Genomic DNA, 15,715 nt, shown 5'->3' with positions numbered 1-15,715 from the left:
GAATGACAAGGGTCGCGTCCGGTAGGAGCGGCCCTTGTTCGTTCAGGGCGTCGCGAAATCTTCAAATCGCTTAGCGACTTCGACATAGACATCCCGCTTCCACGGAATGATCAGGTCCGGGATTTCGCTGAGCCGACCCCAGCGCCAGGCGTCGAACTCGACTTCGGCATGGGCCTGCAGGTCGATGTCATTGTCGTTGCCATCAAAGCGGAAGGCGAACCAACGCTGCTTCTGGCCGAGATGGCGCTTTTTGTGAAAGCGGGGATCCTCGCGAACCTCCGGCGGGTAGTCATAGGCGAGCCAGTCTTTGATCTCGCCGAGATAGGAAACCAGGTCAGGAGATATCCCGGTTTCTTCCTGAAGTTCGCGCAAGGCGGCCGCCCTGGCGTCCTCGCCGGCATCAATGCCACCTTGTGGCAATTGCCAATTCCAAGGTCCCGGCGTGCTGTCACGTCGCCCCAGCCAGACAGCGCCATCGGAATTGAACAAGGCAATACCGACATTGGCCCGATGATGGGGGTAGGTGTCGGACGTCGCGCCGGACATCAGTGCCCGCTGGACGCGCTGGCCGCGTCATCCGGATTGCGGGCCCACCGATGGTCGGTAGACGCAGCGTCATCGTGCGGCGTTCCGGCTGTGGCCTCAGCTGCGAGGCGCGCTTCGAGCCGCCGCCGCGCCATTACAGCGGATGGCGGCGCAAGCTCATAGCCGCGCAGATCAAGGCTGACGGCCCAGTCGCGGATCTGGTCGACGGTTGCCGGATAGGCGAAGCCGGTACCCAGGGCCGAACCGTTCTGGATCGCCAGGGCCTCCAATGCCAGAAGGCGTTCGTCGATCGCGTCTGGTGACAGGTCCTCGTCGAGAATCCGGTCTGCGACGGCGTATTCGATGTCGGTCGCATCAGCGGCGGCCTCAATCGTCGAGCGTCGACCCGCCCCGTCATGCAGGAAGGCGACACCGCGCTCTTCCAGAGTGCCGAAAACCTGTCGCATTGCGCCCTGTGATGCCGAGAAACGAGCGCCGAGATAGTTGGTAACGCCGTAGTATCCGGTGGCGCGGCTCATGACCCAAGCGAGGCGCCGACCGTTTTCCTCAGCGGTACCGTCGGCAAGCAGGGTGTGCGGCCCCGGATCATTGTTGGGATAGTCAAACGGTTCCATTGGCGCTTCGATCAGGACTTCATGCCCGGCGGCGCGGGCGCGATCGATCCAGCTCTGCAGGTCGCGCGTGTAGACGGCGAAGCTCAGGGCGACTTCAGGGGGAAGCTCGTTGATGGCGGCTTCCGTGACGGTTGAATTCAGTCCCATCCCACCGATCACGACGGCAATTGTCGGTGCACCGGGATCGCCATGATAGGGGCGGGCATAGGCCCGTGATGGGCGGGTTCCGTTCGTCGCGATGATGGGAAGCGGGCCGCCGGGCCCTGGTTCGGTCAGGCCGGCTATCGGCGCCGGCGCGAGTGCATTGGGATTGGCAACCGTCGACGGCGTCGTCGCATGGCGCGACTCCGCGTCGGCAGGGTCCGAGCCGCTTGTATGGTTCGCAGTCGTGCCCGTTGCGGCTGCGTGGAAACCTTCTCCGACACCGGTCAAGGAAACCTCGTCTTCGCCCTCCGGGTCAAGAAAGCGAATGGGCGTGCCGGTTTCGGCGTGATCCGCGCGCAAATCATTGCTGGCCAATTCCGGCGCCGGCGCCGGTTCAACCCCGCGTACTGCCCGGGGGAGTGTGATTTCGCCGTCACCGAACAGGGCAACCCCGCCGATCATGAGGCTGAGCACGCCGGCGGCGGCGAGGCCCGCAAACAGCGGGGCCCGCAGCGTCAGGAGCGGTTGGGCGTGGCGAAGAATGGCAGTCGACATGGCGGTGGCACGGGGTTGTGTATTGTGTCAGGACAGGACCTTCCGGTCCTCTGCTCGTCCGCCAATCTGCCTGTGTTCGCTGTAAGAAACGGTTAACGGCGACAAGCTCGCGCCCGCCGCCGTCAACATGTTGTTCGGTGATATTGACCCGGTCAGGGCCGCAGGGAGGCCTGTTGGGTCTCCATCGCGGCATTGAGCACTTGGACGGCGCGATGCAGTTGATAATCCTCGTCCTCAGGCCAGTCTGCGGGCGGTTGCTCGACCGAGGCGATGTCCGTGCCTTCCCGTTCATCACCATTCTCATTGACCAGCGCGCCGTCCAGATCCGCTTCCGAGCCGATCTGCGGGACATCCGCCTCCTCATCATCGCTCAAGGCCCAAGCGGAAATCTGCTGGTCCGGAATGATGCCGGTGGCCTGGATGGAGCGCCCGGCAGGCGTATAGTAGCGCCCGGTGGTCAGGCGCAGGGCGCCGTCGCGGCCGCCACGTAGCGGAATGATGGTCTGGATCGAACCTTTGCCGAAACTGGTCATGCCGATCAGCTCCGCCCGTTCCCGGTCCTGCAGCGCGCCGGCGACGATTTCCGCAGCGCTGGCCGTGCCTTCATTGATCAGGATCACGATCGGGGCGCCATTCAGGCGATCACCCGGGCGGGCATTGTAGCGTTGGGTGTCGCGCGGATCACGTGTGCGGGTTGAAACCACTTCCCCGCCATCGAGGAAAACGTCAGTCACGCCGATCGCCTGATCGAGCAGGCCGCCGGGATTGAACCGCATGTCAATGATCAGGCCCGGCAAATCCGTGCCGAATTCGTCGCGCAATTCTGTGAGGCCTTCATGGACCATCTCGGTTGTGCGCTCGTTGAAGCCGGCAATGCGCATATAGGGTACGCCGTTCTCGATCCGGGTGGCGACCGTACGCAGCGGTATGGTGTCGCGCACCAGGGTGACGTCAAACGGGTCGTCTTCGTCGCGGGCGATGGTGATGGTCACCGGGTCGCCGACAGCGCCGCGCATGAGGGCAACGGCCTCGTCGACCGAAATGCCGACAATCGCGTCCCCGTCGACGGCGATAATGCGGTCATTGGTCCGCAGGCCGGCGCGTTCCGCCGGTGTGTCGGCAATCGGCGATACGATGGTGATGTATTGGTCGCGTCGCACGACCTCCATCCCGAGGCCACCATACTCACCGCGTGTCGTCACGCGCAGGTCTTCATAGGCATCGGGATTGTGATAGGCGGAATGGGGATCAAGCGAGGACAGCATGCCTTCGATCGCGGCTTCGATCAGTTCGGCCTGATCTGTGTCGGACACATAGTCCGCCTCGATCCGGCTGAGGACGTCGCCGAAGAGCTCGATCTGCCGGAAACTGGCCGACCGGTCTTCCTGGGCACCTTCCGCAGACACCGCGATGGCCACGGCGCCGACAGCAAAAGCCACCATTGAAGCGAAGACATTGATACGCATGCAATCTCGCGTCCTTTGAGCGCGACGGGTCTAGCCCTGTTGCGACCGGGTCCGGAACCAGGGGCCGGGATCGATCGCATCATCATTCCGTCTCAGCTCCAGATACAAGTCTGGTGCCGTTTGGGCAGTTTCGGACATTGCGCCGACGGGTTCACCGGCGAGTACGCTTTGACCGACACTGGCATAGGTTACGGACATGCCTGCCAGTACGACATAGTAGCCATCGCCAACATTGAGTATCAAGAGGCCGCCGTATGTGTTGAACGGTCCGGCAAACTCAATGCGACCATCAAAGGGTGACACTACCTGTGCCCGGGCTCGGGTCCGAATGAATATTCCTTCAGATGCTGTGCCATCTTCGGCCAGTTCGCCGAATGCGCGGACGATTTCGCCGGAGGCTGGCATCCGCAGGCGACCGCGGGCATCGGCAAAGCGCAGTGTTTCCAGTGGCGCATTCGGCACGCGGGCAGCGACAAGGTCGCGCGGTGGCCGTGGCCGCGGGGCCGGAACGCCGGTTTCAGGCGGCAGGCGGCGTGGATTGAGGCTCGGCATGACCTCGGACATGCGGCTGAGTTCGCTGATCAGGGACCGAATGGAGCGCGCCCGCTGACCGGCGTCACTGGCTGCCTCGAGGAATGAGACCGCCTCGTTGCGCCGCCGCGCCTCGAGCGCTCTTCGTTCCGCAATCAAGACTTCCAGCTCCAATCTTTGGGCGGAGAGCGCTTGTTCGGCAGTCGACAGTGACGCTTGTTCAGATTCGATCGAGGCGCGCACCTCACGCAGTTGTGTCAGCTGGGTCGCGATCTGGTCAGCGCGCTCGCGCAGCGCCGGTGCCACCTCGGCCATGAGAGACGCGGCACGTGCCGCCTCCGCAGCATCGTCAGGTGCAGCCATGACCGCCGGTGGTGTCTGGCTCTCAATTCTTTGAATCGCGGCGAGGATATCGATCAGCGTTTCCCGGTCGGCCGTCAGTCGAGACAGTAATTCGGCCTCTTCCTGGCCGAGCCGGGCCAATTCCCGCTCTGCGCCCAGCGCCGCATTTTCGCTAGCCCCGACGCGTTCGCCGAGATCCACCAGCTGGCGCTGCATCAGACCGACTTCACTGGCCAGTTCTTCGGCTTGCCGGCGAGCCGCCTCGGCGCGTTCAGCGCTTTCGCGCTCTTCCTGTTCCAGACGTGCCGCTTCGCCCGCATCGGGTGGCGGCGCGGGTTGGGTCTGGGTCAGAAGCAGGGCGGCAAAAACGGTCAACATGGCGGGAAGGCTAGCTCTCTCGCGGTTAACGCTCAATCACGATGGTAGGGCGTGCCGGCGAGGATCGAGACGGCGCGGTATAATTGTTCCGCCAGCATCACCCGGACGAGTTTATGGGGAAAAACGGCAGGTCCGAATGAGAGCATCAGGTCCGGCTTGGGGAATTGCGAGCGGTCATGCCCGTCGGCGCCACCAATACAGAAGACCGTCTCTCGGCACCCTTCATCACGCCAGCGCTCGATCTGGCCGGCGAGTTGGCGCGAGCTGAGCGCTTTGCCGCGCTCATCGAGCAGGACAAGCCGGGCGCCGCTTTCCAGGCTCGCCGCGAGTGCACGGCTTTCCTCCCCGGCGGTCTTGAGCGCGCGATTGTCGATTTCGGTCTCGAGGCAGGGGCCCAGCCCCACGGCGCGGCCCGTTGCGGTGCCGCGTTCCAGATAGTCATCGACGAGGAGGCGCTCCGGGCCGGATTTGATCCGGCTCAGGGCGGCGATGCGCAGTTTCACCTAGGAGGCCGACGCGTCCGGTTCGACCGACCACATCTTTTCCAGATTGTAGAACTCACGCACTTCCGGCCGGAAGAGGTGGACGATGACATCGCCCATGTCGATCAGAACCCAGTCATTCGTCTGGGTGCCCTCGATCCGGGCCTTGCCGCAGCCGGCTTCCTTGAGCTTGCGCACCAAGTGATCGGCCAGCGCGGCGACATGCCTCGCCGAGCGACCGGATGCGATGATCATGATGTCGGTGATGGATGATTTTCCACGCAGATCGATGGCAACGACGTCTTCCGCCTTGTCGTCATCAAGCGAGTCGAGGATAAGGGTTTCCAAGGCCTCAACAGGGCCGTCATCGCCGGTGACGCGAACGGCGGATGCCGTTTCCTGCTCAGCGCGGCGCGATAATTCCGTAGACAGGGTCAATGTCCTCTCTGTCATCCAAACACAACTCAGCTATATCACGCTTTTGCTGATGGTTCGAGCCAGTGAAGCGAGAACAGCTCAGCCTCGTCAGACCAAGTGTGAAGCACATCAAAACCCACTGATTTTGCAAGGGAAGTGAAGCTGTCCGGGGTGAATTTATGCGAGTTTTCCGTATGGATGCTTTCGCCCTCGCGCAGTTGGAAAGTACGCCCCGCGACGTCGAACTGTTGATCGGCATCGGCACGAAGATGCATCTCGATGCGGTTGAAATCGGGGTTCCACACAGCTTCGTGTGACAAGGCGCCTGCATCGATTGTACCGCCCAGTTCCCGATTTATCCGTTCGACAAGATTGAGGTTGAAGCGCGCAGTCACGCCCTGGGCGTCGGCATAGGCCGCGACAAGCGTGGCGGGGTCCTTCACCCGATCGGCGCCAATCAACACGGCATCTCCAGGCCGCATGGCTCGCCGAAAGCCCGCCAGCAGAGCGTGGGCGCCATTCGGTTCGAAATTGCCGATCGTGGATCCCGGGAAGAAGATTATGCGCCGACCGCTTTCCAGCGGAAGATGGCTGAGATCAAGGCCTTGGGTGAAGTCGGCGCAAATGGCGCCGACTTGCAGTGCCGGATAGTCCGCCGCAATCTCCTGGCACGCCGCCTCCAGGTGTTCGCCGGAAATATCGAGACCGACATAGGCCGCAGGCTCCGACAGTGCGTTCAAGAGCTTGCGGATTTTCACGCTGGAGCCGGATCCGGGTTCGATCACGACCGCGCCGGGCCCGGCCAGTGCAGCCAGTTCCGGGCCGATCCTGTCGAGTATCGCGAGCTCTGTGCGGGTGACGTAGTATTCCGGCAGTGCTGTGATTTCGTCGAAAATCGCCGACCCTTTGGCGTCGTAGAAATAGACTGGGGTCAGCTGCTTGGGGGTCCGCGAGAACCCGTCCAGCACGTCCGCCAGAAAGTCGCCGGCGGGCGGGTGTTGGTCGTCATAGAAGGCAAGCGTTGCGTGGGCGCTCGGGCGGCCGGTTATCCGGTCGTGCATGGGATTGTCCTGTCGGCGGCGGCGGAAAGATCAGTGGCGCGCGCGCAGCGCTGTCGATGAGTGTGAGTGTAGCCGCTCAGTCAGATAGGTCCATGCCGGAGCTGATTGCAGGGGGAGGGCGGCGGCTTCGCTTTCACGAATGCGAGATGTCGCGAATTGGGTCGCCGCCCGTGACAGGCGTGCCCGCACAGCGTCCTGGGGGCGCGCGATCACTGCCACCGGGACCGAGCGGAATATTTGTGGCCAATGGGCCCAGCGGTGAATGCCGGCGAGATTGTCGGCGCCCATGAGCCAGACGAAGTGAACGCCCGGATGGCGGGTCTTGAGGTGCGTCAGCAGGTCGATTGTCCGGGTGGTGCCGAGCCGGGATTCAATATCAGTAATGTGCATACCGGGTTGGGTGGCGAGGGTCCGGACGGCATTGAAGCGTCGTTGGAAGTCGCCCGAAGGCGAAGTTTTCAAGGGGTTCTGCGGGGAGACCAGCCACCAGACCTGGTTCAGTCCAAGGCGCCGCAAGGCAGTTCGCGCGACGTGGAGATGGCCGGCATGCGGCGGATCGAAACTGCCGCCGAACAGGCCGATGCGCATCCCGCGCGCCAGCCCGTCGCCACGAAGTGCGCCGGCCCGGCTCATGCGTCGAGACCCGGCGCGACCACGCAGACGATGTCATCGGCATGGACAAGGGCGGCGGCGCGTCGGTAGCCAAGTCTGGCTTCCGCCTCGTCACTCCGACATCCGGCGACGCGCCGGGCGTCGTCGGCGCAGTAGGCGGAGACGCCGCGAGCGACAAGGCGTCCATCCGGGTCGAGGATGCGGATGGTTTCCCCGCGCTCAAACTGCCCATCGACCGACCGGACGCCGACAGGGAGCAAGGATTTTCCTGCCAACAGCGCGTGTGTGGCCCCGGCATCTATGCGGACGGCGCCGCTGCGGCTCACAACCCCGGAAATCCAGCGTTCACGGGCATTTGCAGAATTGCGGGCAGGGTGAAACCAGGAGCCGTGATCGGCGCGCGCCAGGCTGAGTACCGGGTTCGGCGCGGTGCCAAGCGCAATTGCGGTCGCGCAACCAGAACTGCCGGCGAGTTCGGCGGCGAGTATTTTGGTGCGCATGCCGCCCGTGCCGACGCCAGCGGCGGTATTGGCATCGCCGGCCATGGCGTGAATGGCGGCGTCGATGACCGGGATATCGTGAAGCGGGCGGGCGGCGGTGACGGTGCGGGGATCGGCATCATGCAGCGCCGCGACGTCGCTGAGCAGCACCAGCAGGTCGGCGCCGGTCAGCTGTGCGACGCGCGCGGCAAGGCGGTCATTGTCGCCATAGCGGATTTCGTCGGTGGCGATGGTGTCATTCTCGTTGACGATCGGGATTGCGCCGAGTTCGAGCAAAGTTCCCAGCGTTGCCCGGGCATTCAGCCAGCTGCGCCGGTTCTCGGTTACGTCAAGGGTCAGAAGGGCTTGGGCGGTGACAGCACCATGCGGCGCAAAGGCGCGATCCCACAGGTCAAGCAGGCGCGGCTGGCCGGCCGCTGCGGCGGCCTGTTTCTGTTCGAGACTGAGACTGCCGGACGGCAGGCCGAGGCGATCACGTCCGAGGGCAACGGCACCGGATGAGACAATCGTCACCCGCGCGCCCCGGGCCCGTAGTGCGACAATATCGTCCGCAATCGCGGCGATGACCGCATCGCCGGCCTGCAGGAGGCTCGATCCGGCCTTGACCACGACGCAATGTGCGGCGTCGAAGCCCGTTCGGGTCATGACGGTGTCCAGCCCTCTTCGCCGTTTTCTGCCGCGAGCTGGGCCTCAATGGCTTCCTTTTCGGCCCGGCGCGTGTCCAGGACGATCTCCCACGCGCCGCCGCACAATTCCTTGACGCCATCGCCGGAGACGCCGGACAGGGTCATCACGGTCTTGCCGCTCACGGCTTCGAGTTCTGCGACTTTCCCGGCGACCATGTCGGCATCCAGGGCGTCGATCTTGTTGAGGGCCAGGATTTCCCGCTTGTCCGGCAGGCCGTCGCCATAGGCCTCCAGCTCGCCACGGACCGTCTGGTAGGCCGCCGCAACATCGTCTTGCGTGCCATCGACCAGATGGATCAGAGAGGCGCAGCGCTCGATATGGCCCAGGAAACGGTCACCGATGCCGGCGCCTTCATGGGCACCTTCGATCAGGCCCGGAATGTCGGCCACGATGAAGCGTGAACTCGGTCCGAGATCGACGACGCCGAGATTGGGATAGAGTGTGGTGAAGGGATAGGCGGCAATCTTTGGATTGGCGCGGCTGACGACCGACAGGAAGGTCGACTTGCCGGCATTGGGCAGGCCGACAAGACCGACATCGGCGATCAGCTTGAGGCGCAGCCAGATCCAGCGTTCCTCGCCGGGCCAGCCGGGAATGGTCTTGCGCGGGGCCTGGTTGGTCGAGGTCTTGAAATGGGAATTGCCCTTGCCGCCATCGCCGCCGCGCGCCAGCAGCACGCGCTGACCGATCTCGGTCAGGTCGGCGAGGATTTCTTCCCTGTCCTCATCGAGGATCTGGGTGCCGGCCGGGACCTGCAAGACGACATCCTCGCCGCTGGAGCCTGTCCGGTTGCGTCCCATGCCGTGCATGCCGGTATCGGCCTTGAAATGCTGCTTGTAGCGATAGTCGATCAGCGTGTTGAGGCCCTCGACCGCCTCGATCCAGACATCGCCGCCCTTGCCGCCATCGCCGCCATCGGGACCGCCATATTCGACATAGGCCTCGCGCCGGAACGACACACAGCCGCCGCCACCATTCCCGGAGCGGACATAGACTTTGGCTTGGTCGAGAAATTTCATGGCTGCGTGTTCCTGATCAATCTGTTTCGGCTATAGCGGTTTCTGCGTCGGTTGGCACGCGCCCAACAGGGCGGGGTTACAGGGCCAACGAAAGCTCATGCATGTCTGCCGGACCCATGCGCGCCATGGAGAATGCACGGACGCCCTCGCCCTCGTGAACGAAGCCGAGCTTTTCGAGCACGCGTCCGGACGCAGGGTTGTCCTTGTAGTACCCGGCGATCAGCCGGCGTGTGCCCAGGCTCTCGCGGGCATAGTCCACCAGGCCGCGGCCGAGCTCGGTTGCGAGGCCCTGGCCCCACCAGGGCCTGCCGATCCAGTAGCCGATCTCCCAATCGGCATCGGCTTTGCGCTTGAAAACGCCGCCACCGCCGATCGCTGCCCCATCCATCTCGACGGTCAGCGACAGATTGCCGCCGGGTTGCCAGCCGGCGCGCGTTATCAGCACCCACATCTCGGCAGCGAGTTCCGGATAGGGGTGCGGCACCCGTGCCGTGTTCTTGGCGACATCAAAATCACCTAGATAGGTGGCGATATTGGTTGCGTCCTCCAGGACGGGCAGACGCATCACCAGGCGTTCGGTTTCGATCCGCGGGCCCATGACCCTCTCCTCGACGGGGACAAAACAAAAGGGGAGGCGGTGGTCCGTCTCCCCTTTAACGCGTCTGGCGCTGTCGGACCCTGCCTGTTCAAGACACGGTCCGAGTATGTGCGAACCGCTTATTCTGCAGCTTTGGCAATCGGCTCGACCGAGACGAAAGACTTGCCACCGGATTTCTTCGCGAAGACCACGCGGCCTTCGGTAAGCGCGAAGAGGGTGTGGTCCTTGCCCATGCCGACATTGGCACCCGGATTCACCTTGGTGCCGCGCTGGCGCACGATGATGTTGCCCGGAATGACTTCCTGGCCGCCATATTTCTTCACACCAAGGCGGCGACCTGCGGAGTCGCGACCGTTACGGGATGAACCGCCTGCTTTTTTGTGAGCCATTGATCAATCCTCCGATTACTTGGCCAGCGCCTTGGCGGCGTTGATCCAGTCGTTTTTCTCAGCCTTGGCCTTGAGACCGGTGATGGTCTCGTTCAGGGCGTCCAGGTCGGCGTCGGTCCAGGCCGCGACTTGCGCGAACGTGGTGATGCCGGCTTCATTCAGCTTGGTGGCGAGGGCGGGGCCCACACCGGTCAGCTCGGTCAGCGCGTCGGCAGCAGCCGCTTTCGGGGCAGCGGCCTTCTCGGCTTTCGGAGCCGCCGCTTTTGCAGCTTTCGGGGCAGCAGCCTTCTCGGCTTTCGGAGCGGCCTTCGCCTTCGGGGTCTCGGCAGACTTCGGGGCCGCCGTGGTCGACTTCAGAGCCGTCTTGGCCTTGTCGCCCGGTGCAACGATTTCCGCGATGCGAACGACGGTGCCCCACTGACGGTGGCCCTTCGTGCGACGATAATTCTGGCGGCGGCGCTTCTTGAAGACGATGATCTTGCGCGCACGATTGGTGTCGAGCAGTTCGCCGATCACCTGGGCGCCATCAACGGTCGGCGAGCCGACCGTGACGCCGGCATCGGAGCCGAGCATTAGAACTTCACCGAGATCGAGCGTGTCGCCAGCGGCGCCTTCAAGCTTCTCGATGCGAATTTCGTCGCCAGCGGCAACACGGTACTGCTTACCGCCTGTCTTGATCACAGCAAACATGATCGTTTCTATCCTTGTGTCCGATCCGTCCGGTTGCCACGGGATCACCTTGATCCTGTTGGCCCGGCGGGTCCTTTTTCTTCACTCCGTATGCCCGGAGCGTTGTTCATGATTTATGGGCCCGCAACGGCAAGCCGAGCGAGCAGGAGCGGGCGTTATACGCATGCCCGTCAAAGAGTCAACGAAAAGGGCAGTGGGGGCATGTCCGGTGGTCCTGTATGCCGACCGCGATCCCCCCTTGATTTTGTCCGTTCATTCGGCCACAACCCCGCTTCCCCGCGGAGAGGTGCCGGAGTGGTCGATCGGGGCGGTCTCGAAAACCGTTGAGCGCGCAAGCGTTCCGAGGGTTCGAATCCCTCTCTCTCCGCCACTATTCCCAAAACCTCAAATCCCTCCACGGGGTACGATTTTGGCGTTTGGCGGTCAGGCCAAAACGTTCCTATTACCTATTCCTATTCCTCCCACGGGAGGCGGTGCGATGAGCGGCCGCCGGGTGCAACATTTCGTCGTGCGCGGAAAGAGCTTCCAGGTCCGGCTCTATGTGCCGGTAGATCTTCAGCGGGCGTTGGAGCGCAAGGAGCTTCGTTGGTCGGTCAGAATCCGCGAGTCCAAGGTGGCGTAGCGCCGAGCGTTGAATGCGACGCTCGCCTTTGCGCAGTTGTGCGATAAGCTACGTCTCGTGAAGGGCTTAAGCATCAATGATGCCCGCGAAATCGCTCAAGCATTCTACCGGAAGCTAGCAGAGGGGTATCGCTCGCCGCCGCCGCCGCCGGAGCCGGATGCCGCGCCACCGTGTTTGTTCGACCAGCAGGAAGAGATCGCCAGGTTAACCCACCCGGTTGAACTCCGTCATTCAATCCAGGCCTGATCCATATTGCGGGGCAAGTGGCTACCCAGACGGGGCTTCAAATGCCTGACACCGGCAGCGAGGAATTCCAGGCGTTAAGTGAGAACCCACACCTAGCGCTGGGTTTTCAATCGGTTAGGCGATTCATGGCGCGCTGTCGCTTCCGCTTTTGGTGCGTCGCAAAGCATTATGTCTGACAATAAAAATTTCTCCCACATTCACGCGCTTGAGCCCGGGTTCGGGCTCATGATGAGCAGAAACTCGCCTCAAGTGGGAAATTTCTCGTGAGAATGACGCAAAACAACAATTGACATCGTACGACAAAAGCGCAAACGTTGACGCTGCACGTTGTGATGTTGCTGCTGCGTTGGCCGGCCTGTATCCACCCGACCGGAGGTTAAACCCCGTGTTGGTTTTATATGTCTGACAAATAGGCGTCAGCGGCAATTCGCCGAGAAAGGGGAGGCAGGGGCCTGAACGAAGCGAGGAGGGGCTGACCGCGACGCCATGTCGGCACGCATTGTCGATACCATTCGACCGCGGCTTCGTAGGCCAATCTGTTTAACCAGACCTGCAACGTGCCGAAACAGGCACCAGAATTCCCGGGACATCAAAAGGTGCCCGGCGACCACATCCAGGGGAGGAACGGATGACAAGTTCAAACAAGCAAGCGGGGCTAATGGGTCCCGTCCGGCGATTCGGCCGGGTGGCACTTCTGGCAGGCGTGTCGACCATGGCGGTCGGCGCCCTGGCTCCGGCACAGGCCCAGAACAATGGCAGCGAGGATGTGATCACCGTGACCGGTGTGCGCGGTTCGCTCGAACAGGCCATGGACATCAAGCGGGACGCTCATGGCGTGGTCGACGCCATTTCGGCCGACGACATCGGCAGTTTCCCCGATACCAACCTTGCGGAATCCCTTCAGCGCATTACCGGCGTGTCGATCAACCGTGTGAACGGTGAAGGCTCACTGGTCACGGTGCGCGGGTTCGGCAGCGGCTTCACCCTGGTCACCTTGAACGGGCGGACGATGCCGACGGCGAATGTCGAGACAGTTGGTGGTGATCAGAATGCCGATTTCGCGACCGGCGACAGCCGTTCCTTTGATTTCTCCAACCTCGCCTCGGAAGGCGTTCGGACGCTGGAGGTCTACAAGACCGGGCGCGCCGAAATCGCGTCCGGCGGCATTGGCGGCACGGTCAATATTGCGACCCGTCGCCCGCTCGACAATCCGGATGGCCTGACGGGCACAATCGGGGTCCAGGGCATGCACGACACGGGTGTCGTCACCGGTTCCGACCTGACGCCGGAATTGACTGGCCTGCTCAGCTGGGCCAACCCGGAAGAGACCGTGGGTGTATCCCTGTTCGGCTCCGTCCAGCGTCGTGACAGTGCCTCGCGCTCCGCTACGGTGAATGGCTGGAACGTCGAACGTGGCAGCGCCTTCCTTGATCCGGCCAACGGCCGGGTCTCGGCCGGGACCACGATTACCAATTCGCCGGATCCCAACCAGCTGGTGGCCTATCCCAATGACAGCCGCTACCACCTCGCCCAGGCCGAACGCGAGCGCATCAACGGCCAGCTTGTCTTCCAGTTCCGGCCGACCAATGCGCTGACGCTTACCGCGGACGCCACCTATGCCCGGAACGATATTGATGAACAGCGCACGGACCAGACCAACTGGTTCAACCGTCCGTTCAACCAGGTGACCTTCGACGGCAACCCGGTTGTCGCTTCGACCCTGTTCCTGCAAGAAAACATCGCCGGCGTGAAAGACACCGGTTTCGAGCAGCAATACCGGGCCACAAGGGACACATTGCAGTCCTTTGGTTTCAATGCTGAATGGTGGTTGTCGGATGACTTCTCGCTGACCTTCGACGCGCACACCTCAAGCTCGGAGAGTACGCCGAACAATCCGATGGGTGTCAGCTCGACCCTGATCAGCATGGGCGCGCCGGTTATCGCCGCGCACTCTGTCGATTTCTCGAGCGGTTTCCCGGTTCAGAGCATCACGATCGATGACAGCGTCCGCGGCAATGGCAATGGCGTTCTTGATGTCGGTGATATCGGTACGCAGATCGCCCGAACCATTGCGTCCAGCCAGGAACATGACATCGATGAGTTCCGTCTCGATGCCGGTTGGGACTTGGGCAATGGCAGCCGGTTTGATGCTGGTATCGGCTACCGCAGTTCGACGATGGTCCAGCAGCGGTCCCAGACGCAACAGACGCTTGGCGACTGGGGCATCTCGAATGTCGGTGATGTCGAGCAATACGCCGCCGGCATGCTGGAATCCTACTGCCTGACCTGCCTCTTCGACTCCTATGATCCGATGTCCAGTGGCGACTCATTGGTCGCGTTCCGCGGCAATGCGGTCGACATCTACAACGCCCTGTCTCCGGTCTATGCCGGCATGGGCAACGCTGTGAGCGCGACGGGCGAGGATTTCAACCAGGTCGATGAGGAGATCTGGTCCGCCTACGCGCAGGTGATCATGGAAGGCGAGCTCATGGGTCGCCCGGCCAGCTTCGTGGCGGGTGTCCGCTATGAAGACACGTCGGTCGAATCCACCGCACTGGTCGCTGTTCCGGAAGCCATTATCTGGCAGTCGGACAATGATTTCACGATCCAGCTCTCCAACGCGGTGCAGCCGGTCTCCTCGACAGGGTCCTATGACAATGTCCTGCCGAGCCTCGATTTCCAGATCGAGATCGTGGATGACGTGATTGCCCGGGCCTCGTTCAGCAATACGATTGCGCGGCCCAGCTACGGCGATCTCTTCGTTGCCGATGATGCCGACACGCCGCCGCGGCCAACCGCGCTTGGTGGTATCGCATCAGGCTCGACCGGGAATGCCGGACTGCTTCCGCTGGAGTCCGACAATTTCGACGTCTCGCTGGAGTGGTATTATGACGATGCGAGCTATGTCTCGATCGGCTTCTTCGACAAGCGTGTCCGCAATTTCGTCGGGACCGGCCAGACTACCCGCAACCTGTTCGGCCTGCGGGATCCGAGTTCCGGCGCGGCCGGCACACGGTCCGGCGATGCGGTTGATGCACTCGGGGCAATCGGCGCAGATCCGACCGATGTGAACCTGTTCACGATGACGGCCCTGATCGAGCAACGTGGCTCGGTTGCTGCGGCAACGGCTGAATTCCAGGCCAACTATAGTGGCGGTGCCTTGGACCAGGCCTTCATCGACGCGATTCTCGCAGCCTATGATGTGACACCGAATGCGAGCGATCCGCTCTTCCAGTTCGAAGTCACGGGTCCGATCAACAATCGGGAAGGCAAGATCCACGGTCTGGAAATCGCGGCCCAGCACTTCTTCGGCGATACCGGCTTCGGCGTCCAGGCGAACTACACCCTGGTCGAAGGTGATGTCTCCATCGATGTGGGGGCGGATCCCAGCGTTGACCAGTTTGCCCTTGTCGGTCTTTCCGACACGGCCAACCTGACGCTGATCTACGAGAAGCACGGACTGTCCGCCCGTCTCGCCTACAATTGGCGTGACGAGTTCCTGTCCCAGACAAACCGGGGCGGCGGATCGCGCAACCCGGTCTTTGTCGAGGCCTTCGGACAGCTTGACCTGAATGTGTCCTACGACGTCACCGATGACCTGGTGGTCTCCTTCGAGGCGATCAACATCACAGGTGAAGACCTGCGGACATTTGGTCGCGACAGTTCCAATGTCTGGTTCGCTCAGGAATTGGATCCGCGATATCTGCTGGGGGCTCGCTACCGCTTCTGACGGTGGCAGGCTTTCCAATCAGATACTTCCTGCAGTGACAATGATCAGTCACTCCTCACCTGCGGCCGCCACTTGTTGGCGGCCGC

At 62.6% G+C, this 15,715-nt stretch carries 16 protein-coding genes and 1 tRNA gene; 4 read left to right on the top strand and 13 right to left on the bottom strand.

The window, feature by feature from the left end; genetic code table 11:
- Positions 1 to 42: 42 nt before the first annotated feature.
- The 13 genes from AWH62_RS08385 to AWH62_RS08325 form a co-directional block, all read right to left on the bottom strand.
- Positions 43 to 546, bottom strand: coding sequence for an RNA pyrophosphohydrolase (locus AWH62_RS08385; RefSeq protein WP_075190028.1), 504 nt, complete (start codon positions 544 to 546; stop codon positions 43 to 45).
- The gene (locus AWH62_RS08380; protein WP_075190027.1) at positions 546 to 1,859 is read right to left on the bottom strand and encodes a divergent polysaccharide deacetylase family protein; all 1,314 of its coding nucleotides are present in this window, start codon (positions 1,857 to 1,859) and stop codon (positions 546 to 548) included. Before AWH62_RS08380 ends, AWH62_RS08385 begins: the two co-directional genes overlap by 1 nt.
- Positions 1,860 to 2,011: 152 nt before the next feature.
- Positions 2,012 to 3,325 (bottom strand): S41 family peptidase, encoded by a 1,314-nt coding sequence (locus AWH62_RS08375; protein ID WP_075190026.1) that lies wholly within the window; start codon positions 3,323 to 3,325, stop codon positions 2,012 to 2,014.
- Positions 3,326 to 3,355: 30 nt separating this feature from the next.
- Complete coding sequence (locus tag AWH62_RS08370; RefSeq protein WP_075190025.1) at positions 3,356 to 4,576, bottom strand: murein hydrolase activator EnvC; 1,221 nt, start codon at positions 4,574 to 4,576, stop codon at positions 3,356 to 3,358.
- A gap of 32 nt (positions 4,577 to 4,608) precedes the next feature.
- On the bottom strand, positions 4,609 to 5,079 hold the full coding sequence (gene rlmH, locus AWH62_RS08365; RefSeq protein WP_075190024.1) for a 23S rRNA (pseudouridine(1915)-N(3))-methyltransferase RlmH: 471 nt from the start codon (positions 5,077 to 5,079) through the stop codon (positions 4,609 to 4,611).
- Complete coding sequence (rsfS, locus tag AWH62_RS08360; protein WP_143742986.1) at positions 5,080 to 5,511, bottom strand: ribosome silencing factor; 432 nt, start codon at positions 5,509 to 5,511, stop codon at positions 5,080 to 5,082.
- A gap of 20 nt (positions 5,512 to 5,531) precedes the next feature.
- Positions 5,532 to 6,536 carry an L-histidine N(alpha)-methyltransferase gene (gene egtD, locus AWH62_RS08355; protein WP_075190023.1) on the bottom strand — a complete coding sequence of 335 codons (1,005 nt, stop codon included), beginning with the start codon at positions 6,534 to 6,536 and terminating at the stop codon, positions 5,532 to 5,534.
- Positions 6,537 to 6,566: 30 nt separating this feature from the next.
- Positions 6,567 to 7,124, bottom strand: coding sequence for a nicotinate-nucleotide adenylyltransferase (locus AWH62_RS08350; protein ID WP_198928880.1), 558 nt, complete (start codon positions 7,122 to 7,124; stop codon positions 6,567 to 6,569).
- A 41-nt stretch (positions 7,125 to 7,165) separates the two neighbouring features.
- Positions 7,166 to 8,293 (bottom strand): glutamate 5-kinase, encoded by a 1,128-nt coding sequence (proB, locus tag AWH62_RS08345; protein WP_075190021.1) that lies wholly within the window; start codon positions 8,291 to 8,293, stop codon positions 7,166 to 7,168.
- Positions 8,290 to 9,354 (bottom strand): GTPase ObgE, encoded by a 1,065-nt coding sequence (obgE, locus tag AWH62_RS08340; protein ID WP_075190020.1) that lies wholly within the window; start codon positions 9,352 to 9,354, stop codon positions 8,290 to 8,292. Before obgE ends, proB begins: the two co-directional genes overlap by 4 nt.
- A 76-nt stretch (positions 9,355 to 9,430) precedes the next feature.
- Positions 9,431 to 9,952 carry a GNAT family N-acetyltransferase gene (locus AWH62_RS08335; RefSeq protein WP_075190019.1) on the bottom strand — a complete coding sequence of 174 codons (522 nt, stop codon included), beginning with the start codon at positions 9,950 to 9,952 and terminating at the stop codon, positions 9,431 to 9,433.
- Between the two features lie 119 nt (positions 9,953 to 10,071).
- Complete coding sequence (gene rpmA / locus AWH62_RS08330; RefSeq protein WP_075190018.1) at positions 10,072 to 10,341, bottom strand: 50S ribosomal protein L27; 270 nt, start codon at positions 10,339 to 10,341, stop codon at positions 10,072 to 10,074.
- 15 nt (positions 10,342 to 10,356) lie between these two features.
- Complete coding sequence (locus AWH62_RS08325) at positions 10,357 to 11,031, bottom strand: 50S ribosomal protein L21 (protein WP_075190017.1); 675 nt, start codon at positions 11,029 to 11,031, stop codon at positions 10,357 to 10,359.
- A 280-nt stretch (positions 11,032 to 11,311) separates the two neighbouring features.
- On the opposite strand from AWH62_RS08325, the gene AWH62_RS08320 reads away from it, so the two are divergent.
- From AWH62_RS08320 to AWH62_RS08310, 4 genes are all read left to right on the top strand, one after another.
- Positions 11,312 to 11,401: transfer RNA gene (locus AWH62_RS08320), tRNA-Ser, on the top strand.
- A gap of 108 nt (positions 11,402 to 11,509) precedes the next feature.
- On the top strand, positions 11,510 to 11,653 hold the full coding sequence (locus AWH62_RS17000) for a hypothetical protein (RefSeq protein WP_158025588.1): 144 nt from the start codon (positions 11,510 to 11,512) through the stop codon (positions 11,651 to 11,653).
- A 9-nt stretch (positions 11,654 to 11,662) separates the two neighbouring features.
- Positions 11,663 to 11,899 carry a hypothetical protein gene (locus AWH62_RS08315; RefSeq protein WP_075190016.1) on the top strand — a complete coding sequence of 79 codons (237 nt, stop codon included), beginning with the start codon at positions 11,663 to 11,665 and terminating at the stop codon, positions 11,897 to 11,899.
- 628 nt (positions 11,900 to 12,527) lie between these two features.
- Complete coding sequence (locus AWH62_RS08310) at positions 12,528 to 15,629, top strand: TonB-dependent receptor (protein ID WP_198928879.1); 3,102 nt, start codon at positions 12,528 to 12,530, stop codon at positions 15,627 to 15,629.
- Positions 15,630 to 15,715: the final 86 nt, after the last annotated feature.

The organism is Maricaulis sp. W15 (genome assembly GCF_001924955.1).
GTDB classification, from domain to species: domain Bacteria; phylum Pseudomonadota; class Alphaproteobacteria; order Caulobacterales; family Maricaulaceae; genus Maricaulis; species Maricaulis maris.
Note: the sequence above shows the minus strand (reverse complement) of the source record. Positions and strands in the feature narration are given on the sequence as shown.